Here is a 22,810-nt window from a genome sequence, read left to right as displayed (position 1 = left end):
CTATTGATGAAAGGTAGTCAAATATAGATCTTCCACTTTTTTACGTGCCCAGGGCATTCTACGCAAGAAATTTAAACTTGATTTAATGCTCTGGTTATTGGTGAAACAATCGATCCTGATTAAGTTACCCAGTTTCTCCCAGCCATAGTGCAACTGCAGATCCGTTACAATTTTTTCTAAGGTAATACCGTGTAAGGGATTGTTCTTTTGTATTTCTGCCATAGGTGGTTGTTAAGGTCAAATTTGGTAAGATGGATTAATACCTTGCACAAAGGTAAACTAAAATAATTAACCTTTATCAGCTCCCAAATCAGGAGAATATTGTGCCATCCAAACGTTTGCTCCACCGCAGCTTTGATCATTAACCTGATATTTAAGTACTTTAAAATGATTTTTCAATAAAGTGGATTCGTATCTTGATGTATCCAGGGAGGCATGAAATAAATCCTCACCTCCTATAAAGCCCCAGGCCTCACCATTTTCTGTTCCTGAAGTGAACAACAAGATACCTTTATCATGAAGGTGCTCTGCAAAAAACCTGAACATATCAGGCTGATCTGCGGCAGGCAGATGAAAGAAACTGTGCCAGGCAATAATGGCACTAAACTTTCTACCCAATTGAAGTTTTCGCATATCCTCAAGTATGAAATTTTCGGCAGGGAAACTTGCTCTTGCCAGTTCAAGCATTTTATCACTGGCATCTACACCTGTTACTTTCAATCCTGATTGAAGTAGATATTCCATGATGGGCTTACCATTTCCGCATCCTAAATCTAAAACTTCAGCTTCTGAAGGCAGAAATTGTATCAGTTCATCCAGATAGTTCTTTTCACCTATCGAAGGAGATCGATTTTTTGAATACCAATCCGCAATCTTATCATAAACTTTGTAAACATTTTTTCGTTCAGCTGATTTATCCATCATTTAAGCATTAACAGCAGTTGCATCAATTTCTATTAACATCCCATCCAGTGCTAACCTGCCCACGGGAATAAGGGTATTCACCGGAAATTTCAGGTCTGGCCAGATTTTAGTTGATTCTTCAATCAGGATCTGATGTTTTTCATCGTCATAACCTACAACCAGTGTAGTCAGTTTGGCAATATGCTGCATATTCAAACCTTTACTGGCAAGCGCAATCCCAATATTTTCAAAAACGATCTTTACCTGTGTTCTGAAATCATCACTTAAGATGCCATCCATTCTACTTCCACCCTGCCCCGCTACAAAAACCAATATGTCTTTGGCTGATACGGTAGCTACATGCGAGTAAGCATGTGCACGGGGATCATATATTCCTTCCGGATTCGTTATTTCTAAGTGGTTATTTTCCATCATTATTAAATTTCAGAAACTAAATTATTCATTTAATTGGATCAAATGGTAGAAATATTGCCATAAAAAAACCCGGCAAACAAATGGCCGGGCTTAAATATAAATTCCGTTTATTTACGGCTGTATCTCATCAGTATATCCTGTGCTTTCACTATTCACCGGTTGATCCTGCCGTCCAGGTATTGTTATCCGGATTACTATCTGGTAAAACCTTATCCGGATCTAAAGTAACTGAAACAATTTCTTCAGTAGTTGGATAACGAACCAGCCAGCTGGTGTTTTTCATCCATACATCAACCGGGACTTTAACTATATCGGTTTTACCACTTTTTGTTTTCACATGAAGAATAATAGGCATCGGCATTTTTTCGAGGTTAAGCACTTTAATGGTATATCCGGTAAGCTTTCCATCGGTGGTTTTAACTTCCTGAACGGTACTTACAGCCTGGTCCATTTTCCAGTTATTTAAAAACCAGCTTCTCCAGAACCATGCTAAATCTTCGCCGGCCCCATTTTCCATTGAACGGAAAAAATCATACGGCGTAGGGTGTTTAAAGGCCCAGTTTTTAATATACTGGCGGAAGGCATAATCAAAACGATCTTCGCCTAAAATTTCATTTCTTAAAATATTCAATCCCCATCCCGGTTTGGCGTATAGGTTAATGCCAATATTCGCTTCAGTCATCCCATCAGGCATTAACATGATGTTTTCAAATTTCGGGTTACCAATCACCTGTTTGCCAATGGCATTCATATTAGCAGCACGTTGGGCATATTCTCCATGATTAAAGTTTTTTGATGAAATGCCATTGATAAAGGTATTGAAACCTTCATCCATCCAGCCGAATTTGCGTTCGTTTGAACCAACAATCATCGGGAACCAGGTATGGCCAAATTCATGGTCAATCACGCCCCACGCACTGCCTTTTTTGGCAGTCCATCCGCAGAAAACAATGCCTGGATATTCCATTCCACCAATGTTTGTAGCTACGTTAACAGCCATGGGGTAAGGATATTCAAACCATTTGGTAGAATAATGTTCGATGGTGCTTTTTACATACTCCACACCTCTTCCATAAGCATCTGTGCCATTACTTTCTACAGGTTGTGCAGAAACAGCCAGTGCCTTTTTACCACTTGGTAAATTAATCCTTGCCGCATCTAAAACAAAGGCTTTTGATGAAGCCCAGGCGGCATCACGTGCATTGATAATCTTATATTTCCAGGTTAATTTATCCTTTTCCGGACGAGATTTCGGATCAGTAACTTCTGCTTCTGTACGGATGTGAACCGTTTCATCACTGTTTTTTGCTGCATTCCATCTTTTTAATTGTTCTGGCGTAAATACCTCCGATGGATTTAAAAGCTCACCCGAACCCATTACAATATGACTGGCGGGTGCTGTAATGGCAAAGTTAATATCCCCATATTCGCAATAAAACTCACCGCCACCCCAGTAAGGTAAAGTGTTCCATCCCAGCACATCATCATACACACACATCCGCGGGAACCATTGCGCAATGGCAAAAATTTCACCGTTTTTAGTCGTTAAATGACCCGTTCTATCCGATCCTTCCTTCGGGACAACATAAGCATAATCAATTTTAATGGTGATGACATCGCCATTTGCCGCTAAAGGTTGATCAAGGCGAATCTGCATCCTGGTATCCTCAATTAATGAAGTAAACTTTACCACACCCGATTTTTTGGATACACTTACATCTTTGATCTGGTATCCGCCATCAAACTTTTCACCTTGTGCACCATAACGGCTACGGGCAGGCGTAATTTGTTTACCACGGGAATTTTCTTTAAATGTATTCTGATCCAGTTGTAACCATAAATACGGTAACTGATCCGGACTGTTATTTTTGTAGGTTAAGGTTACTGAGCCTGTAACCAGGTTTTGTGCCTCATCTAAATTGGCGGTGATGTTATAATCTACCCGGTTTTGCCAGTACTTCACTCCTGGCGCACCATTGGCTGAACGAAATTCATTTCCATTTTGTGTATAGAACAGGGGTCCAAAGGCATCTGCCGGATTATAATTGGATACTGGTGCAGCCTGTTGTGCAAAAGCAGGTAAAGCCGAAGCACAACTAAAAGCGCAAATTGCGATTAGTCTGGTTATTTTCATGTGAATAAGTTGCAAAGAAGCTGTAAATATAAAGAATAAGCACATACGACTACATATGTGCTTATAATGTTACCGCAAGAAATCAGGCTTTTATTAATTGACCTTTAATTTTGGTAAATCCTGTAATTTTTTCTGCTGTGGAGTTAATTTTTGCCAGGCAACAAATGCTCTTGAGATATAATAATCATAACGATAAGGTCTTTCTGATTTTATCTGTTCTATTGACGGGCGATAAATGATCATAAAACTTTTAAGGTCTTCGCCCTGCAGTTTAGTTAAATCTGTAATGGCCTTCTCACTAAAATTTGCATCAATCTCTTCCTGATACATATCTTTCTCTTCCAGTTCAGCTTCTTTACGTTGTTGCCTTTTGTACTTCCCGTAACCCAGGTTCAGACCTAAACCCCCTACTTTATCTGTCATCCTTTTTCTGTTCAGATTTCCGCCTGTACTCAATAAGGTATATTTTTCTGCCAGCGGATCTTTGGCATCTGTAATCTGACTATTCATTCTTACGCCTCTCACATCCACATCAGCCAGGCTGTTAGATTTTACAGGGAGGTAAATGGTTCTGTTTAATAAATTGGTTAAGTATAAGGTATCAGTATGGTAACCCACTGCCGAGAATTCTATCAAATCGCCAATGGTAGCGGCAATAGTGTATTTACCTTCCCTATTGGTGCTGGTCGTTTTTTTGCTGTTCAGGTTGCGAACGGAAACACCAGGTAAAGAAATGGTTTTCTTTGAGTAATCGAACACAGTACCAGTGGTTACGGTTTGCGCAATAACGCCAACAGGCAGGGCAAAAAGAATAAAAATGATCAGCTTATACATATATCAAAAGTAATGGAGTAAATTTTTTAAAGCCCGCTTTTAACAAACTTTAACAATACAACAAATGTGTCAGGTTAGTGTTTGAACATAAAGTGCTTCATCGAAAGATATTAATATCGCCTGCCCATCTTTTTCAATAACGGGACGCTTGATGGCACTTGTATTTTCAATAAGATAAGCAATGGCCTTCTCCTGGTTATTGATATTGGCCTGTTCTTCCTTATTGAGTTTTTTCCAGGTCAGGCCCTTGCGGTTCAACACCGTTCCCCAACCGAACACAGCACACCATTCATTTAGCTTTTCTGCAGTGATCCCTTTTTTCTTAAAGTCGTGAAACTCGAAATCAATTTTATTTTTCTTTAACCAGTCGAGGGATTTTTTTACTGTATTGCAATTTGGGATTCCGTAAACGATCATATCATTATTGAGTGAGTGAATGGGTTAATTATTAAATGAATGAATTAGTGAATTATTTAATGAGTGAATTATTAAATGAGTGGATTATTTTGTGCTCAAAGATAATAAGATAATGAAATATTCTTATTTATGCTTTAGATCCATAAACGCAGAAATCTTCCGTTCATCACATTTTTTAATGCATCCATCACATTTTAAATCACAAATAAATAACTCTTTGTAGCATTGCAGTATAATTTAGCATCACATGTACGTATTATCTGAAATTGCCCCACCCGATAAAGCAAAAAACATTAACCAGCTGGAGTTCTGGATTTCTACCACCCTTTACATTCTGGCGCTAATCAGTATTTGCTCACAAACTACTTATGGTTCTGGAAACAGCTACCGGTTTGAAGAGAGTGGCATTGATTTTTCTGTAATAGAGAATTTCTTTCTTCCTGAGTTATTCAAAATCAGCATTGTATACATCAGTTTCCTGCTTTTTAATTTCTGTTTTATGCCTCAGTTAACCCGAAAAAATAACATCGCATTGAATGTTATTTTATCAGTTATTGTTACCGCTATTTCAGTGATTACCTGGATGGTTGCCAATACTTATTCGCAAGCCTATCGTGTAATCGAATTTCACGATTTAAATCATGGGTATGGTCTTTTTTTCGGTGAGGCCTTTACCTACATTTTCTTTCTCTACCTCCTTTTTAATGTGTATGCCTATTTTAATGAACAGGGACTGGCACTCATCAATAAAATTCAGTTTCTGAAAAGCTATGGAAAGAGCATTATTTCCGAAATATTTATGGCCGCCAAAATATGGTTAATATCCTTAATGATTTTGATGGCAGTGATATCAGCTAAATCTGATAACGAAATTTTAGTATTCTGGCTCATTGCACCACCGGTAAATGTAATTCTCGCCTTTCTTTCCATTTACCATATTATCCCTAACCTTCGAAAGGAAATGAAGGGATTTGGTCGCTATTTTTGGGGAAACGTAGCCTTATCAGCCCTCATCATTCCGTTACTTCTTCTTTTACTTGCCGGTTTTATGGGTGGCGGAAATGCAGTTCCATTGGCGTTAATATTAACATTGATCAGTTTGGTTTGTATCACTACCCCAGCCGCCTGGTATATTTATAAAAATAAGTTTGAGAAGCAGACAGAAATACAAATGCTGAAAACTGAACTCGGAAAATCGGATGCCAGTTTAAGCTTCTTAAAGTCTCAGATTAATCCACATTTTCTGTTCAATGCCCTCAACACTTTATTTGGTACGGCCTTACAGGAAAATGCAGAACGAACAGGCGAGGGAATTCAGAAACTCGGAGACATGATGCGCTTTATGCTGCATGAAAATATGCAGGATAAGATTTCCTTAATGCGTGAGGTGGAATACCTGAACAATTATATCGATTTACAGCAGCTCAGAACATCACGGTCAGCAGATATTAACATTAACACCCATATTGAGGAACAACTGAATAACTTTCAAATTACCCCCATGTTACTGATTCCCTTCATAGAAAATGCTTTTAAACACGGAATCAGCCTGCAGCAGCCTTCCTATATCAAAATCACCCTGCAAACAAAAGAAAACACCCTGTATTTTGATGTAAGCAACAGCATTTACATCAAGGCAGATCATGATCCTGAAAAATTAAAAAGTGGCATCGGACTGGAAAATGTGAAACAGCGTTTATCAATGCTTTATTATGGCAAACACGAACTGATTATTCGTGAAAGCGCCAAAGAGTTTTTTGTTCATTTAACCTTACAGTTAGATTAATCTTAATTATATTGCTGCCTTGAATACATAAGGATGATAGCTATTGCCATAGATGATGAACCCATTGCGCTGGATATTGTAAAATCCCATGCGGCGAAAGTGCCGTTTTTAGAGTTGTCAGAAACGTTTACCGATGCTTTTCTGGCCATCAGTTTCATGCAGGAAAATAAGGTCGACCTGATTTTTTTGGATATTAAAATGCCAGACATCAGTGGTATTGATTTCCTGAAAAGTTTAAGCAACCCACCAATGGTGATTTTCACAACGGCATACACTGAACATGCGGTACAAAGTTTTGAACTGGATGCGGTTGATTACCTGCTCAAACCCTTCTCACTTTCCCGTTTTTTAAAAGCCTGCAATAAGGCGAACGAGTTGTATAACCTTCGCAACCAGACAACAGAAGCCAAAGCCAGTTATATTTTTATAAAAGACGGTTATGAACAGATTAAAGTAGAATTGACTGATATTCTCTACATGGAAGCTTCGGGAAACTATACCCAAATCCATTTGAAAGATAAATTGTTAAGTTCAAGAATCACAATTAACGATTTAGCAGAACTTTTGCCTAAAAATGCGTTCATCCGTTGCCATAGGGCATTCATCGTTGCTAAAAATCAAATTACAAAGTTTGACAGGAACCAGATCTGGATTGGCAACAAAATCATTCCCGTAGGCGCAACTTACAGCGGTATACAATTAACCTGATCAAAACTTACAACCGTTAAACATTTCTGTTTCCAACATTCAAAGCTTAGCCTTATCTTTACGCCATGTCAACACAACTTAAAAATCTTTCTGATTTCTCTCATACTACGGTGCCCAATGGTGCCAATTACAAATTTGGAATTATTGTAGCCGAATGGAATGCTGAGATTACCGGTTCTTTATACAATGGTGCTTTAAAAACCTTAATAGAAAATGGTGTGAAGGAAGAAAATATTATTTCTTTGCCCGTTCCCGGAAGCTTTGAATTAACCGGAGGAGCAGAAATATTATTAAGCAAAAGAAGCGATATTGATGCCGTGATTTGTTTAGGTTGTGTGATTCAGGGTGATACCAAGCATTTTGATTTTATTTGCGACGCCGTAGCGCAGGGCGTAACCAATGTAGGTATCAAATATAGCAAACCTGTTATTTTTGGGGTATTAACCACCAATAACCTGGAGCAGGCTCAGGATCGTGCAGGCGGAAAGCATGGTAATAAAGGAGATGAAGCGGCCATCACAGCAATCAAAATGGCTGATTTCGCGACAAACATTTAACCTTGTGCTTTCACAAACTATTTGTACCTTAGCGAATTAAATTAACCATCTGATGAAAAAAGTAGCCATCTTATTATTGGCGGTGTTTTGCACCATTACCATTTTAGAATCCTGTTCTTCTAAACTTTGTCCGGCATACAGCTCTTATCCTGAAGGCAGACGCAGAAGAAACTAAATACAAACACATTTATTAATTTTCATTTTTAGGTCATTTGCAGAACATTACCTTCATGCAACTGTTATCCCTATAAACAATATTTACTATGACTTGGGTTAATTTAACATCACTGGATCAGTTAAACGAAATTAAAAGTGCAGAAGGCTATAGCTTAATTTTTAAGCACAGTACCCGTTGCTCCATTTCGATGATGGCAAAAAGAAATTTTGAATTTAACTGGGACGTGATTCCTGAAGATACAACACTTTACTTTTTGGATCTGATCAGTTATCGCGAAATTTCCAATGCAATAGCAGAAGTATTTCAGGTGGCACACCAGTCCCCACAAATTTTATTGATAAAAAATAGTGAATGTGTTTTAGAAGCCTCACACAGTGATATCTCTGCAGATGAAGTTGCAGAAGTTATTGCAGCCTAAACCACATCTTAATAGTTCAAACATAAAAAAGGGCGAAAAATTATTTTCGCCCTTTTTTATGTACTATCCTGAAACCAATCAGGTATTTTCTATTTCCAAAACTTTAGAAGTTCTTTCCCTGGTTTTTTTACAAAGTTCCGCATCATTTGATAATTCCTGACCATAAGTGGGGATCATATCTCTGATCTTGGCCTGCCACTCATCTGTAGCGAGGTCTTCCTTAAAACAACGCGCCAGTAATTCCAGCATAATGGAAACTGCAGTTGAGGCACCAGGTGATGCACCCAACAAAGCTGCAATTGAACCATCGGCAGCACTGACCACTTCAGTACCAAACTCCAGTACCCCGCCTTTTTTTGCGTCTTTTTTAATCACCTGAACCCTTTGTCCGGCATATTCCAATTCCCAGTCCTTTAATTCGGCGTGAGGTAAATATTCTTTTAATGCATCTAATCTGTCTTCGGGAGATTGTCTTACCTGATCAATTAAATATTTTGTTAAATCGATGTTGTGCAATCCGGCAGAAATCATCGGACGGATATTGTTAAACTTGATTGATTTGGGTAAGTCAAGAAATGAGCCGTTTTTCAGAAATTTTGTAGAAAAACCGGCATATGGTCCAAAGAGTAATGCCTGTTTGCCATTAATCATCCTGGTGTCTAAATGCGGAACAGACATTGGAGGCGCCCCTACAGCTGCCTTTCCATATACTTTTGCATGGTGTTTGGCTATAATTTCATCATTCGTACATTTTAACCACTGGCCACTTACCGGAAATCCGCCAAAGCCTTTTCCTTCCGGAATACCTGATTTTTCCAACAAAGGTAAGGAACCTCCACCAGCGCCGATGAACACAAATTTTGCCGTGCGCTTACGGCTATCATTGGTTTCCAAATCTTTAACCTTAACGATCCAGTTGTCATCGTTATTTTTCTTCAGATCGCGGATTTCATGGTTAAAATAAAGATTTACATTTTCCTGTTCCTTCAGGTGGCTGAACATATCACGGGTTAAAGAACCAAAGTTAACGTCAGTTCCCAGATCCATTTTGGTTGCTGCAATTTTTTCATCTTTTTTGCGACCGTCCATAATCAAAGGTGCCCAGGTATCAATTACTTTTGCATCCTCCGTATATTCCATCTCACTGAACAGGGTACATTTTTGCAATGCATCATAACGCTTTTTCAGGTACTCTACATTCTTCTTTCCCCAAACAAAGCTCATGTGCGGAATTTTGCGAATAAAATTTCCCGGATTTGAAACCAATCCTTTTTCAATAAGGTAAGCCCAGAACTGTTTAGAAACTTCAAAGTTTTCGGCAATCTGTACGGCCTTTTTGGTTTCAACCGTACCGTCCTTTTTTTCGGGAGTATAATTCAATTCACAAAAAGCAGAATGACCGGTCCCTGCATTATTCCAGGCATCAGAACTTTCTGCCGCCGCAATGTCAAGTCTTTCGTAAATTTCGATGCTTAAACCAGGTTCTAACTCTTTTAATAAAACCCCAAGGGTAGCGCTCATAATACCTGCGCCTATTAAAATCACATCTACGTCAGTTTTGCCAACTGTCTTTTTCTTTTTAGTCATTTTATATTAAAGGAGTTACAAATTTAGAATCATTTTAAACATACAACGAATTTTGCAGTCGGAAAACTAAAAAAATTGCCAAAAAATTAGAATTTAATGTAGTAAAATATTTTTTTCGAGAATCTGATTCGCAAAAGCCATTCCGTTTTAAACCACCTGATCAAAATTTGATAAAAATGGCATTATAAAAACAGAACCAAAGATCATATCGCCTGAATTAAAAAAATCTATTGCATAAACAAACATTTGATCCTGCGATAGTTTGAAAAAAAACTAGTTTTGATTAGCCAGCATTTTGGTTTACCTATTTATTTTAAATGATAATGATGAAGTATTCGCTCTTATTAATTTGCACAATTTTCCTTTGGGCTTGTTCTGGTGACCAAACAGATGAAGCCTTACTTCTTTTGGATAAACAAAAGCTACAGGAAAACATCAATTATGATAAAATCATTTTTTATAAGTTTACCAAAATTGCCATTCGTGCAAATGCGGTGCTGGACACTAATATGTCCGAGTATCAGCATTTTTCTAAGTACAACCAATCTGTTTTGTCGTTAATGGACACCAGCAAGCATCACATTTCGGTGTTGGAAGCCTTTAAAATCTACAACAATTACCGTAAGGTGAAAACTTTTGTAAAAGAAACCGACGAAGATATTTTCCCGGGATTGATACAGGGTTTTAATGTGCTCTACGGTGCGCCAAAAGTAAATTTAAAGACCATTGACCCGGCAGAAAGGCTTCTTACGCAGAATATTGAGCACGCCATTTTAAGCATGGCAGTATTAACTACCCGGGATTTAGGTCAGCCATTTGCCTTATATGAATGCTCAAAAACACAGCCCGAACTTTTGCCTGACTCTGAAATGAAAACATTGCTGGAATTTGTACGGGGATTCTTATTTTTTGGAAATAACCTGTATTATCTTTCAGAGGATGGTTTATCAAGAAACATCAAGTGGCTTGATCAAAATAAAGATATGCCTTTGCCCTATACCAAGGCTTTTTTTGGCTGGAGAAATTTAAGTGACGCCCAAACTCATATTGCCTTTGATGGAATGAATTACCTATTCAGAGGCTTCGACAGAATGCGCATGGCACGCAAGATTGATGAAGAAAGATCTTTAGAAGATTTTGAATCCTTTTTAAAAGATATGAATAAGCTAGGCCTTCAAAACGAATTGGTATGGATTATTGACGCTTATCTGCATCTAAAAAGAGATCAACCGGAAAAAGCTGTTCCTGCGCTTGAAAAGCTAAAGAAAAGCCCTTTGTTTTCAGACACAGAACATAAGGCTTTTCAAGAAATCATTGATTTTGCGGGTGAAAGAAAATCAGATACAGCGTTGAATGGTGTTTATGATAAAGCCTTTATCACAAAACTGGTTTCAAAATACATGATTGCTACCCTATCAAAAATTAACTGGGAACGGGTAATGAAGGAAAACAATGTTCCACACACTAAAGAGATTTTTGCAGGCATTCATAAATTCAGAAACCTTTCAAATGCAGTTAGTCAATATACCGGGTCATCTACTATAAACAACGGTAAAAAAGAAATCACCAAAAAAGGGAATGCGCTATTGAACCAAGCAAAAAGTTTATGGTAAGCTATTGGCGGCATGTCTAATTTGCAGGATCTGAATCGGAGAATTTACATTTCCTTTAAAAAGTAACCTTCAAACATTACAACATTACAACATTTCCATATTGTTACATTTCAATCCTAATCCTTAACTTTGCATTATGATTGATCTACCAGTTGTACCTGCAGTAACCGAAGTTAAACGTAAACCGGATTGGTTGCGTGTAAAATTGCCTGTTGGCAAAGAATACGCTCAGGTTCGCAGTCTGGTCGATACCCATAAACTCCACACCATTTGTGAAAGTGGTAACTGTCCGAATATGGGCGAATGCTGGGGTGCTGGTACTGCAACGTTCATGATTCTTGGAAATATTTGTACGCGTAGCTGCTCTTTTTGTGCTGTGGCTACCGGACGGCCCTTAGCTGTTGATGTTGATGAACCAAACCGGATTGCCGATTCAGTAAGATTAATGGGGGTGAAACACTGCGTAATCACATCAGTAGACCGTGATGATCTAAAAGACGGTGGTTCTATTATCTGGGCTGAAACATTGCAGGCCATCCGCAGGGAAAGTCCGGTAACAACACTGGAAACTTTAATTCCTGATTTTAAAGGGCAGTGGGATAATTTATACCGTGTGCTGGAAGAACGTCCGGAAGTGGTATCACATAATATGGAAACGGTTAAACGCTTAACCAGGCAGGTAAGAATTCAGGCTAAATACGACAGAAGCCTGGAAGCACTGAAAAGAATTTCTGATTTTGGTTTGAGAACTAAAACCGGTATTATGCTTGGTTTAGGAGAAACGGATGAAGATATCTTTGAAGCGATGGATGACCTGGTTGCAAATGGTGTTCATATTCTAACATTGGGCCAGTATTTACAGCCTACCCGCAATCACCATCCGGTTATCGATTGGATTCATCCTGATCAGTTTGCCATGTATAAAGAAGTGGGTTTATCAAAAGGATTAAAATATGTAGAAAGTGGCCCACTGGTTCGCTCTTCCTATCATGCTGAAAAACATCTTTTCCAGATTGATGGTATAGCATAAAGCAGAAAATGATTGCAGTTTAAAAAATGTTTTAAAAATTGCACTCCCTGCAGGAATTTCTTTATAAAACATTTTTTTGCTTTTCGTGTTCAGTAATGTATCTTAGCAAGCATAGTGACCGCATTGAAAAAAACTACATTAACTGAACCTGAACTTGTTTTTGCACTACAATCGAGAGATTCGTCAGTGTTAAAAACACTGTATGGGATGTATTCATCTGCACTTTACGGCGTTATTTCCAGGATTATTACACATACGGAGCTTGCTGAAGATGTATTGCAGGAAACCTTTGTAAAGATCTGGCAATCTGCTGAACATTACGACAATTCCAAAGGAAGACTGTTTACCTGGATGATGAATATTGCACGAAATTTATCTATTGATAAGTTACGTTCTAAAGATTTTAAAAATTCACTCAAAAACCAGGATATAGAAAATAACGTAAGTTTCGTTGATGAACAAAACAAAGTTACTTTTAACCCGGATGTACTTGGGATAAAGCAGCTTGTTGAAAATCTAAAACCGGACTTACATGCCGTTCTTGATTTAGTTTATTACAAAGGCTATACACATGTAGAAGCCGCAGAAAAGTTAAATCTGCCATTGGGTACGGTAAAAACCCGCATTCGTTTGGCTATTATTGAATTGAGAAGGAATTTTAATTAAGCGTGGAAAATTTAAAAGCATATATCGAATCAGGAGTACTTGAACTGTACGTTTTGGGTGATTTATCGCCCCAGGAAGCGCTGCAGGTACAGGAACTTGCCAGTCAGCATCAGGAAATCAGAAATGAGCTTGCTGCCATTGAAGATGCGCTGGAAAAATATGCCATGCAAAATGCAGTACAACCTGCTGCGTTTGTTGAAACAAAACTATTTGAGAAATTAGGTATTGGTGCAGATGAAGAAACTGAGCCTGTTCTTATACCATCTTTACCACAAGAAACGAAAATAGTTCAGCTTGAAAACCATAGCGGAAAGGTAAAAACCTTGCGTTATGCACTGGTTGCCTGCATTGCACTTTTGTTGATGAGTACAGCGGCATTGTTTATCACCTATAGTAAGTTAACCGATGCACACGACCGGATTGCGAGTTTAAATTTAGATAAACAAAAATTTGCAGGTGTTGTAAGCAAACTCGAATATTCTAACCAGGGATTAAATAATCTGGTACAGATGAATGAGAGTAAAGAATGGGCAACCATCAAAATGAAGGGGCAGGCCATAAGTCCTCAGGCAAAAATGAATGTCTATTGGAATAAAAAAAATAAAAATGTTTTGATTAATTACCTGGCAATGGATCTTCCGAAGGCAGATGCGCAACATGAATACCAACTTTGGGCAATGGTAAACGGAAAACCGGTAAGTCTTGGTGTATTTGGCAAAACGGATTCGACATCAAAAGAAGCCCTTTTAAAAATGCAAGCCATTCAGGATGCACAGGCTTTTGCAGTAACACTTGAACCGATGGGTGGAAGTGCAAACCCAACGATGGAAAAACTAACCGTAATGGGTGGTGTTTAATTAGAATATTTAAATAAAAAAATCCCGGCAGGTTTTAAATTTGCTGGGATTTTTTATGATATTTTTATTTTTGTGCGTATTTCACTTCTTCATATGGCTGCACTAACACCCAGCCCTCTCCGAAAAACTCTAATTGAAATGATTCGCCACTGCCTCTTCCGATGAATGAGCCGAAAGTAAGATTGGTCTTAATATTAGGTGATAAATTTTCTGACCAGGCCACTGTTGCATTGGGATCCGTATAAACCGGCTGATTGGCACTTACCCTCAACAAAATGGGCTCTCCGTGTGTGGTAATGGCAATATACCCGCTGCCGGATAATTTAACCTGAAATAATCCGCCACTCATCATTCCTGCAACACTTTTTAACATCTTGATTTCATTCTTAATGCTGTCTTCAAGTGCCAGAACATCGTTTCCATTCACAAAAACGGATTCATTCTGAAGTTTAATGATTTTAACCTTTTTACCTTCATCGGCTAAATAAAGTTTGCCTGTTCCTGTTGCATGCATCAATGATGTGCCTTCTCCGGATATCGCTTTTTTCAATAAGCCGCCTAATCCTTTACTTAACAAACCTTCGCGTTTAAAATCAACGTTGCCAATATAGGCTACCATCGATCCTGCTTTGGCCATAATTTTCTGGTTTTTCAGATTGACTTCCAGCAAGGCAGGTTTCTCCAGTTCAAAAAAATCATTTTCATTGGGATCTTCTGCCGATTCCTGAATGAGCTCCTTTAAGGTATACTCTTTTTTTGTTTCCATAATTAAATATTGTTTTTCGGTTTTCTAACACCCTCATCAATTCGTGAGCCAAATCATTTTATAAATAGCTGTTTGCCTGAAGTATGCACACGAATAAAAAAAATACGGCTCTTAAACATTCCCAAAAGGGGTTTAAGCCATTTTTAATTTGTGATTAATTTTTTCAGTAATACCATGTCGTCAGTGATAACTTAGGCAAATCGGACACTTTTAAAAACACATTTATCACTGAATAGATCCACCCGAATAGTACTCAGGAAATTACATGCTTCAATTACATCAGCTTCTGAATGGTATCCGCAATTCCGGCAGCTACCTGTGAAGCCGTAACCACAAATTTATGCTGAGCGAGACTGTCACCGGTTTTTCCATGTACAAAACAACCTAAAACAGCGGCATCGGCAGGCTTATATTTTTGCGCTAAAAAAGCCGCAATTACTCCGGTTAAAACATCGCCCATTCCGCCCTGCGCCATGGCAGGATGACCGGTTGAATTAATTAAAACTTCACCTTCGGTAGTACAGATAAAAGTAAACTGATTTTTAAGCACAATAACGACCTGTAATTTAACAGCCTGTTCTTTTGCAGTTTGCAACCGGTCCCACCAGTTGTCGTGTGACCCGAAAAGCCGGTCAAACTCCTTCATATGTGGTGTTAAAATGGAATGTGCGGGCAACTTGCCTAATAAATCTGGCCTTTCTGATAACATATTTAAGCCATCAGCATCAATAACCAATGGACAATCAAATGTCATCAAACTTTCCATTAAACGCTCATTTTCAACAGAAACACCTAAACCTGGTCCTACAGCAATGGCCTGATATTTCCCTGGGTGTTCTATCCGGGTATATTCATCACGTGGTAAAGCGATTACCTCAGGAAGGGCCGTGTTCAGTGCAATTAAGCCGCCAGGAGGAATACAGGCAGTAGTTAAACCTGCACCGGTATGCAGACATGCCATGCAAGAAAGCAGGGCGGCACCCATGGTATTTGTATTTCCGGCAATAATTAAGGCATGACCATAGGTACCTTTATGGCTGAACAATCTCCTGGGTTGGAGTATATTTTTCACATCGCTTTGCTCGATCAGATAAAAACCTGACGTTTGTTTCTGCATAAAATGCTCATCTAATCCGATTGCCACAACTTCAACCTGTGTTGTCGCCTGTACCGATTCAGGCAGAAAAAAATTAATTTTTGGCCGTTGGAAACAAATCGTTTTAAAGGCTTTTATTCCATTATATTCTTTTGGCAACCTTCCTTCTGCAAAAAAGCCAGTCGGTACATCAACAGCATAAACCTTTCTTTGCGATTGATTGATCAGTCTTGCCAGTGCTGCATACTCACCTTCCAGCGGCTTATTTAAGCCGGACCCTAAAATGGCATCTATAATGATATCGGATTTGATACTTTTTAAATCTGCAGCTGCATTTAAAACTACCTTTTTACACCTGGATTCTTCCAGCCGCTGAAGGTTAATGGTAAAATCGGCACTTTGCTTTTCAGAAAAATTAACCAGGTAAACTTTTATATTGTTATATCCATTACTGAGTAAAAGATGTGCTATGGCCAGTCCGTCGCCTCCGTTGTTCCCCTTACCACAAAATATAGCAATGCTTTTATGCGTGTCGAATTCATCTCTTAAAAAACTATATATAAAGGCCCGGGCTGCCTTTTCCATTAAATCAATAGAAGCAATAGGCGTATTTGCTATCGTAAATTCATCCGCTTTGCGCATTTGCGCTGAAGTAAGTAGAGTCTGCATTAAACTAAGTTAAGATTTAAGTATAATAAAGAATTGTGTATTATTGTTTTGGCAAGGTATTCAGGTGTTGGAAATGATCGGCACAAATACTGACCAACCAAAAATTATATATCTTTAACCTTTACCATTAATAAATCAATTACATTTTTATTAAACGCTAATCAAATGAACCAAAAACCATCAAATGCATTTATAGCTGCTTCCTGGATTGCTTTAGGCACCGGAATGATCGGCTTTATTGTTGGCCTTTGGCGTTCAGACATGCTACTGAATGAAAAAGGATATTATTTCACTGTTTTAATGTTTGGCCTTTTTGCTGTAATTTCCTTACAAAAAGCTATTCGCGATAAACTGGAAGGCATTCCGGTAACTGAAATTTACTATGGCTTAAGCTGGTTCTCTACTTTGCTCACCATTACCCTGCTGGTGATTGGCTTATGGAACGCCACACTATTGCCCAGTGAAAAAGGTTTTTATGCCTTTGCTTTTTTACTTTCGCTTTTCGGTGCCATTACTGTTCAAAAAAACACCAGAGATAATCAGATCTACAATAAAAATAAAGATCTCAATTAATCACTTTTTATTTAATGGCTGAAAAAATAATTATTGGTGTTACCGATTGCAGCAAATTCTCTATTTATCGGGATTGGGTGTTATCATATGATAGCCGCATAGCAGTAATTCAGCTGGGTTATAAACTCGATAATTTTGAAGCCATCAGAAACTGCCAGGGGATTGTATTAACCGGTGGAGAGGATGTGCATCCCCGGTTTTACAATCAGCCAGACTATTATCCATACTGCCATGAAGATGATGTGGATGAACTCCGGGACGAATTTGAATTTAAAATTTTAGCATATACAGAGGCAAATCATATTCCGGTTTTGGGCATTTGCAGGGGAATACAGGTTGGCAATGTTTTTTTTGGCGGAACTTTAATTCCGGATATTGCCACCTGGGGAAAGTTTGACCATTCTAAAATGCCCGACAAGCAAGACCGTTATCATGAGATTATCATCAATCCATCTTCCTGGTTAAAACAAATTGTACATACTGATTTTGGTTTGGTTAACAGCAATCACCATCAAAGCACCGATCGTATTGGCAAAGGTTTAGTGGTGAGTGCCATTTCACCAGATGGTATTGCCGAAGCCATAGAACGCCTTGAACCCGCTGGCAAGTCGTTCCTTTTATTTGTGCAATGGCACCCTGAACGTTTAAAGGATCAGCAAAGCCGCTTTAGCAAAAACCTGCATGATGCATTTATACAGTCCATCAAAAATCGGCTGTAACTTTCGCTATGGTATACACAGGGAACAGCTTCCAAAACCATACTGACTTCATTAAGCCCTTAAACTCTCCAATACATTAATCGGCACTGATTTTTAAGCACTAAATCGACTTAGTAAAGCCATCCATTCATGATTAGTAAAGAGAAAATAGGCTAATTCCTAACTTTTTAATAAATTGCAGATCAATAATTTTCAATTTTAAATACTTAAATGAAGAAACTATTCCTGTTGTTGTCATACTGTATTCTTACTGCCAATACCTATGCACAAAATTTAGTCGGTGAAACTGAAATCGGCGATACTGAAAATGCAGTCTCAACAGCTCAGATTGCCATTATTCCGGAACCTGTATCGCTGATGAAAAAAGCCGGACAATTTACCTTACCTGAAAACGTAAGTATTCAGACATCAAAAAATGAAGGTTTAAAACAAAGTATTGCTTTTCTATCAGAAAGAATTAAAACAGCTACGGGGAAATTTGTGAGCACCGTTTCTACAGCAAATCATCCAACAATTAAATTGATACTGAATACTCAAAGTGATGCACAGTTGGGTACAGAGGGCTATAAATTAAATGTGAACCCCAACCAAATTATCATTACGGCCAATCAACCGGCAGGAATTTTCTGGGGTGTTCAATCACTCATTCAACTGTTTCCGGTTGCTATTGAAAGTAAGGAACTGGTCGAAAACGTAAAATGGAAATTGCCCTGTGTTGATATCGTAGATTATCCGAAATTAGGCTGGAGGGGACTGATGTTTGATGTTGCACGTCACTTTTTCACAAAGGATGAGGTAAAGCAGTTTATTGATAACATGGTCCGCTATAAATTTAACCTGCTGCACTTCCATTTAACGGATGATGAAGGATGGAGAATTGAGATTAAAGGTTTACCAAAATTAACCGAGGTTGGTGCATGGAGTGTTAAAAAAACCGGAACCTTTGGCGACTTTATTCCGCCAACCGCTGATGAACCCAGAAATTATGGCGGTTTCTATACACAGGAAGATATTAAAGAACTGGTACAATATGCCCAGGATCGTTTTGTAAATATCATGCCGGAGATTGACGTTCCCGGACACAGTTTAGCGGCAATCGCCTCTTATCCGGAACTTTCCTGCACTCCGGAGGCAGTTAATTACAAGGTTCGTTCAGGTGAAAAGATTATGGATTGGAGCCGTGGTGCACCTCCCCTCGCTTTAGTAGATAATACGCTATGTCCGGCGAACGAAAAGGTTTATGTTTTTCTGGACTCCGTGATTACACAAGTAGCCAAACTTTTTCCTTTTGAATACATACACATGGGCGGTGATGAAGCCCCTCATAATTTCTGGGAGAAGAATGACCAGGTAAAGGCGCTGATGCAAAGGGAAGGTTTAAAAACCATTCCGCAAGTACAGGCTTACTTCGAAAAACGTGTAGAGCAGATCGTTGTTTCAAAAGGCAAGAAGTTTATGGGCTGGGATGAAATTCTGGAAGGCGGGGTTTCACCTACGGCATCAGTAATGAGCTGGAGGGGTTTAAAATATGGCATTGAGGCTTCAAAAGATAAGCATAACGTGGTGATGAGCCCAACTGAATTTGCCTATCTAGATTACATGCAGGCCGATGTGATTACAGAACCTAAGGTTTATGCTTCCCTTCGGTTAAATAAGGCGTATCAGTTCAATCCAATACCTGCAGGTGCAGATCTTAAATATATCATCGGAGGGCAAGCCAATCTCTGGACAGAACAGATTTTCAACTTCCGCCAGGTGCAATACATGGTATGGCCACGTGCCTTTGCTATTTCTGAAGCGATATGGAGTCCTATAGAAAAGAAAAACTGGACGAGTTTCGTTGACCGTACAGAAGAGCACTTTAAAAGACTGGATTTAGCTGAAGTTAAATATTCACCTGCTATTTACGATCCGGTTTTTACAGTGAAACGCAGTGCTGATAAACAATTGATGATTGAATTGACACCTGAAATTGATGGCTTAGACATTTATTATAGCTTCGACAATTCTATGCCAGATCGTTTTTATCCTAAATATACAACCGCGATTACGCCACCAAAAGATGCAACTATGCTTCGTGTGATTACGTATAAGGGAAAACAGGCTATAGGAAGAATGATCAGTATGCCTGTTGCTGATTTGCAAAAAAGAGCCAGATAATGGGTATCGAAATCGAAAGAAAATTTTTGCTTCATCACGAAGAATGGCATCAGGTTATTAAACCAGCAGGAAAGAACCTCAGGCAGGGTTATATCCATAATGATCCTGCTAAGACCATTCGGGTAAGAATAGCGGAAGAAAAGGCCTGGCTAACAATAAAGGGCATTACAGTAGGTGCCTCAAGATTGGAATATGAATATGAAATCCCTCTGGCCGAAGCAAAGGAGTTGCTTGATCATTTTTCAGAAGGTGAACTGGAAAAAATCAGATACGAAATTGACCATCAGGGTAAAACCTGGGAAGTAGATGTATTTTCTGGTGATAATGATGGATTGATTGTAGCAGAAATTGAGTTGTTAGCTGAAGACGAAGATTTTGAGTGTCCACCATGGATTAATGTAGAAGTAACTGGTGATAAGCGTTATTATAATGCCAGTTTAACTACTTATCCTTACAAAGACTGGGAGGATTAGGTAAATTTTTATTGCTAATAGATTTTTTTGGAGATATGAAGCAATCTTAAGGCGATCGCCATCTACGTTTAGTCATAGTGAGATGCTACAACCAGGCGAGATGCAAAGCAACCTCTTTTTCTTAATCAATTATCAGAAATGAGATAACCTCAATCGATTAAAATCGATTGAGGTTATCATGAAAAATAAAAACGCCTGTTATGAATACAATCTGGCTATATCTTATTTAATTGCTTTTAAAGAAATATCAAAAACCAACGGGGTAAAAGGATTAATCGGACCGCCACCATTTTCTCCATAACCTAATTTGGAAGGAATAATGATTTTGATTTTTCCGCCTACACCAATCATCTGAACACCTTCAATAAATCCCGGAGCCAGTTGCCCCAAAACTAATGGACGGGCTGCATATTGTGCCATTGGTGAGTAAATACCAGCTTCTTTGGCAACCTTCGCATCTGATGTATCAAAAACGTTGATTTTACCATCGGCCTTTTTATTGGTGAACTGACCTGTATAATCAACCATGATGGTATCAGTTAAGGTTGCCCTTTGCGTATTACCCGGTGCCTCAATGATATATTGCAAACCCGATGCTGTTTTTTGGGTTTTCAGGTTATTATCAGCAATATACTTCGCTATTTTCGAAGCCTCATTAGCTTTATTTTTTGCAATTAAAGTTTTGTATTCTTCTTCAAAAAATGAACGCTTCTTTTTCTCAAAAATAGAATCAGCCTCATTAGCCGTTTTATGTAAAACCTTTTCTATTTTAATGGTAAAAGTAGAAAAGTTATCTTTTGCGCCGGTTGGTTTAGGCTGACCTGAATATTTGGCCATAGAATCTAAATTCAATTTAAAAACAGCACTATCTCCTTCGCCCAGTAATTTTAAAGCAGAAGCCAGGTCTCCTTTAAACATTGATTTGCTGATGGGAAAAAATGCAGGTCTTTCATTGTCATAAGTATTCACCAGGGTAGAATCCCCATTTTTGGTTTCAATCACCTGGATCCCATTTAACTTAACGAAATCACCTTCCTGGATTTTAGGTTTCCCTTCGCTATTGTAAATTTTATAGGTCATGTCGCCTTCGCCCTTTTCAAATTTATTACAGGCAGATAAACCTAAAGCTGCCGCCAGTATCATAATTATTCCTTTTTTCATTTTCTGCTATGACTTAATGGGACAAAAAAAAGGTGTTGCTCAGAAAGAACAACACCTTTTTAATTTATTTATTTTTTTATTGGTGCGGCTGCTGCTGCAGGAGCCTTTTTGATATCTGTGATCTCAATATCAAATACAATTGGGTTGTAAGGCATAATACCTACCTGTGGGGCACCCTGCTCACCATATCCTAATTTAGAAGGAATGATAGCAGTGATTTTTCCACCTTTACCAACCAATTGCAATGCCTCAGTAAAACCTGGAATGGTTCCGCCCAAAGCCATTTTAGTTGGGCCATATGGTCTGCCTGCCTGGAATTTATTTTCAGCTTTGGCAATTTTTTCATCACTGGTATCAAATACCGGATATTTACCTTTACTGTCTTTTTTAGCTAATCTTCCGGTATAGTTTAATGTTACTGTATCACCTAGTTGTGCACGTTCTGCATTTCCAGGTGCTGTAATGATATATTGTAAACCACTTGCAGAAGTTTTCGTTTTTAAATTGTTATCAGAAACGTAAGCTTTAATTTTACCCTCTTCAGCACCTTTCTTTTTCTCTGCACTGGCTTTAAAATCTGCCTGAAAAAACTCACTTGCTCTTTTATTGAAGGTTGAATCAGCTTCACCTTTATTCTTTTTGAAAACTTTTTCTACCTTGATAGTGAAGGTAATATACTTATCATTCTTAAACTGCTCTGGCTTAGGCTGTTTACTATAAAAAGCCATGGTATCCAAATTCACTTTGAAAGTTGCACTATCACCTTCTCCAAATAAAGTTAACACATCATTCATGTCACCAGCATACATTTTCTTTTGAACTGGAAAAACCTGTGGATTTTCATTATCATAAGTGCTGCCCAAAACAGAGTCTTTATCATTTTTCTGGATGAAATTCATTTTAATGATATCACCTTCTTTGATTTTCTCTTTTCCTTCAGAATGGTGAATGGTATACAATAAACCACCAGCACCTTTTTTTTCTTTGTTACAAGCTGCCAACCCTAATGTTGCAGCTACAAGAACAATAATTCCTTTTTTCATTTTGTATTTTAAACTTTATTTAATTTG

The 22,810-nt window shown here is 38.3% G+C and carries 24 protein-coding genes; 13 read left to right on the top strand and 11 right to left on the bottom strand.

Going from position 1 to position 22,810, the window contains the following annotated elements:
* From OQX64_RS19945 to OQX64_RS19920, 6 genes are all read right to left on the bottom strand, one after another.
* A complete protein-coding gene (locus OQX64_RS19945) occupies positions 1 to 222 on the bottom strand; it encodes a VF530 family DNA-binding protein (RefSeq protein ID WP_088303037.1) in 222 nt (73 codons plus the stop codon).
* Between the two features lie 66 nt (positions 223 to 288).
* Complete coding sequence (locus OQX64_RS19940; RefSeq protein ID WP_265820080.1) at positions 289 to 924, bottom strand: class I SAM-dependent methyltransferase; 636 nt, start codon at positions 922 to 924, stop codon at positions 289 to 291.
* Positions 925 to 1,338 (bottom strand): RidA family protein, encoded by a 414-nt coding sequence (locus OQX64_RS19935; RefSeq protein ID WP_265820079.1) that lies wholly within the window; start codon positions 1,336 to 1,338, stop codon positions 925 to 927.
* Between the two features lie 148 nt (positions 1,339 to 1,486).
* Positions 1,487 to 3,472, bottom strand: a complete 1,986-nt coding sequence (locus OQX64_RS19930) for a M1 family metallopeptidase (protein WP_265820078.1) — start codon at positions 3,470 to 3,472, stop codon at positions 1,487 to 1,489.
* Positions 3,473 to 3,565: 93 nt separating this feature from the next.
* Positions 3,566 to 4,306: a carboxypeptidase-like regulatory domain-containing protein gene (locus OQX64_RS19925; RefSeq protein WP_265820077.1), complete on the bottom strand. Its 741-nt coding sequence runs from the start codon at positions 4,304 to 4,306 to the stop codon at positions 3,566 to 3,568.
* 69 nt (positions 4,307 to 4,375) lie between these two features.
* Entirely contained in the window at positions 4,376 to 4,723 is a 348-nt protein-coding gene (locus OQX64_RS19920) for a Spx/MgsR family RNA polymerase-binding regulatory protein (protein ID WP_265820076.1), read from the bottom strand.
* Positions 4,724 to 4,970: 247 nt separating this feature from the next.
* On the opposite strand from OQX64_RS19920, the gene OQX64_RS19915 reads away from it, so the two are divergent.
* From OQX64_RS19915 to ytxJ, 5 genes are all read left to right on the top strand, one after another.
* Complete coding sequence (locus OQX64_RS19915; RefSeq protein ID WP_265820075.1) at positions 4,971 to 6,509, top strand: sensor histidine kinase; 1,539 nt, start codon at positions 4,971 to 4,973, stop codon at positions 6,507 to 6,509.
* 33 nt (positions 6,510 to 6,542) lie between these two features.
* Complete coding sequence (locus OQX64_RS19910) at positions 6,543 to 7,217, top strand: LytR/AlgR family response regulator transcription factor (protein WP_088303033.1); 675 nt, start codon at positions 6,543 to 6,545, stop codon at positions 7,215 to 7,217.
* Positions 7,218 to 7,282: 65 nt separating this feature from the next.
* A complete protein-coding gene (ribH, locus tag OQX64_RS19905; RefSeq protein ID WP_265820074.1) occupies positions 7,283 to 7,774 on the top strand; it encodes a 6,7-dimethyl-8-ribityllumazine synthase in 492 nt (163 codons plus the stop codon).
* 52 nt (positions 7,775 to 7,826) lie between these two features.
* Positions 7,827 to 7,949, top strand: coding sequence for a hypothetical protein (locus tag OQX64_RS19900; protein WP_255353659.1), 123 nt, complete (start codon positions 7,827 to 7,829; stop codon positions 7,947 to 7,949).
* An 88-nt stretch (positions 7,950 to 8,037) separates the two neighbouring features.
* On the top strand, positions 8,038 to 8,370 hold the full coding sequence (gene ytxJ, locus OQX64_RS19895; RefSeq protein ID WP_088303031.1) for a bacillithiol system redox-active protein YtxJ: 333 nt from the start codon (positions 8,038 to 8,040) through the stop codon (positions 8,368 to 8,370).
* A 78-nt stretch (positions 8,371 to 8,448) separates the two neighbouring features.
* Here ytxJ and OQX64_RS19890 read toward each other — a convergent pair whose 3' ends face one another.
* On the bottom strand, positions 8,449 to 9,957 hold the full coding sequence (locus OQX64_RS19890; protein ID WP_265820073.1) for a malate:quinone oxidoreductase: 1,509 nt from the start codon (positions 9,955 to 9,957) through the stop codon (positions 8,449 to 8,451).
* A gap of 323 nt (positions 9,958 to 10,280) precedes the next feature.
* Here OQX64_RS19890 and OQX64_RS19885 point away from each other — a divergent pair, with 323 nt between their 5' ends.
* The 4 genes from OQX64_RS19885 (at position 10,281) to OQX64_RS19870 (ending at position 14,123) form a co-directional block, all read left to right on the top strand.
* Entirely contained in the window at positions 10,281 to 11,570 is a 1,290-nt protein-coding gene (locus OQX64_RS19885; protein WP_265820072.1) for a hypothetical protein, read from the top strand.
* Between the two features lie 136 nt (positions 11,571 to 11,706).
* On the top strand, positions 11,707 to 12,600 hold the full coding sequence (lipA, locus tag OQX64_RS19880) for a lipoyl synthase (RefSeq protein WP_265820071.1): 894 nt from the start codon (positions 11,707 to 11,709) through the stop codon (positions 12,598 to 12,600).
* Positions 12,601 to 12,714: 114 nt separating this feature from the next.
* The gene (locus OQX64_RS19875) at positions 12,715 to 13,266 is read left to right on the top strand and encodes an RNA polymerase sigma factor (protein ID WP_088299376.1); all 552 of its coding nucleotides are present in this window, start codon (positions 12,715 to 12,717) and stop codon (positions 13,264 to 13,266) included.
* Between the two features lie 2 nt (positions 13,267 to 13,268).
* Positions 13,269 to 14,123 (top strand): anti-sigma factor, encoded by an 855-nt coding sequence (locus tag OQX64_RS19870; RefSeq protein ID WP_265820070.1) that lies wholly within the window; start codon positions 13,269 to 13,271, stop codon positions 14,121 to 14,123.
* Between the two features lie 64 nt (positions 14,124 to 14,187).
* On the opposite strand, the gene OQX64_RS19865 is transcribed toward OQX64_RS19870, so the two are convergent.
* Together OQX64_RS19865 and OQX64_RS19860 are read right to left on the bottom strand one after the other, a co-directional pair.
* Positions 14,188 to 14,889, bottom strand: a complete 702-nt coding sequence (locus OQX64_RS19865) for an AIM24 family protein (protein WP_088299378.1) — start codon at positions 14,887 to 14,889, stop codon at positions 14,188 to 14,190.
* A gap of 274 nt (positions 14,890 to 15,163) precedes the next feature.
* Positions 15,164 to 16,654 (bottom strand): NAD(P)H-hydrate dehydratase, encoded by a 1,491-nt coding sequence (locus tag OQX64_RS19860; RefSeq protein ID WP_265820069.1) that lies wholly within the window; start codon positions 16,652 to 16,654, stop codon positions 15,164 to 15,166.
* Between the two features lie 165 nt (positions 16,655 to 16,819).
* On the opposite strand from OQX64_RS19860, the gene yiaA reads away from it, so the two are divergent.
* The 4 genes from yiaA (at position 16,820) to OQX64_RS19840 (ending at position 20,579) form a co-directional block, all read left to right on the top strand.
* A complete protein-coding gene (gene yiaA / locus OQX64_RS19855; protein ID WP_265820068.1) occupies positions 16,820 to 17,227 on the top strand; it encodes an inner membrane protein YiaA in 408 nt (135 codons plus the stop codon).
* A 14-nt stretch (positions 17,228 to 17,241) separates the two neighbouring features.
* A complete protein-coding gene (locus tag OQX64_RS19850) occupies positions 17,242 to 17,946 on the top strand; it encodes a gamma-glutamyl-gamma-aminobutyrate hydrolase family protein (RefSeq protein ID WP_265820067.1) in 705 nt (234 codons plus the stop codon).
* Between the two features lie 210 nt (positions 17,947 to 18,156).
* Positions 18,157 to 20,106 (top strand): beta-N-acetylhexosaminidase, encoded by a 1,950-nt coding sequence (locus tag OQX64_RS19845; RefSeq protein WP_265820066.1) that lies wholly within the window; start codon positions 18,157 to 18,159, stop codon positions 20,104 to 20,106.
* Positions 20,106 to 20,579, top strand: a complete 474-nt coding sequence (locus tag OQX64_RS19840) for a CYTH domain-containing protein (RefSeq protein ID WP_265820065.1) — start codon at positions 20,106 to 20,108, stop codon at positions 20,577 to 20,579. The genes OQX64_RS19845 and OQX64_RS19840 overlap by 1 nt, the downstream gene beginning before the upstream one ends.
* Before the next feature lie 222 nt (positions 20,580 to 20,801).
* On the opposite strand, the gene OQX64_RS19835 is transcribed toward OQX64_RS19840, so the two are convergent.
* Together OQX64_RS19835 and OQX64_RS19830 are read right to left on the bottom strand one after the other, a co-directional pair.
* Positions 20,802 to 21,740 (bottom strand): FKBP-type peptidyl-prolyl cis-trans isomerase, encoded by a 939-nt coding sequence (locus tag OQX64_RS19835; protein WP_088299384.1) that lies wholly within the window; start codon positions 21,738 to 21,740, stop codon positions 20,802 to 20,804.
* Positions 21,741 to 21,808: 68 nt separating this feature from the next.
* Positions 21,809 to 22,783 carry an FKBP-type peptidyl-prolyl cis-trans isomerase gene (locus tag OQX64_RS19830; RefSeq protein WP_088299385.1) on the bottom strand — a complete coding sequence of 325 codons (975 nt, stop codon included), beginning with the start codon at positions 22,781 to 22,783 and terminating at the stop codon, positions 21,809 to 21,811.
* Positions 22,784 to 22,810: the final 27 nt, after the last annotated feature.

The sequence above is a fragment of the Pedobacter sp. GR22-10 genome (genome assembly GCF_026239715.1).
GTDB lineage: Bacteria > Bacteroidota > Bacteroidia > Sphingobacteriales > Sphingobacteriaceae > Pedobacter.
This window is presented reverse-complemented; position numbering and strand designations above follow the sequence as displayed.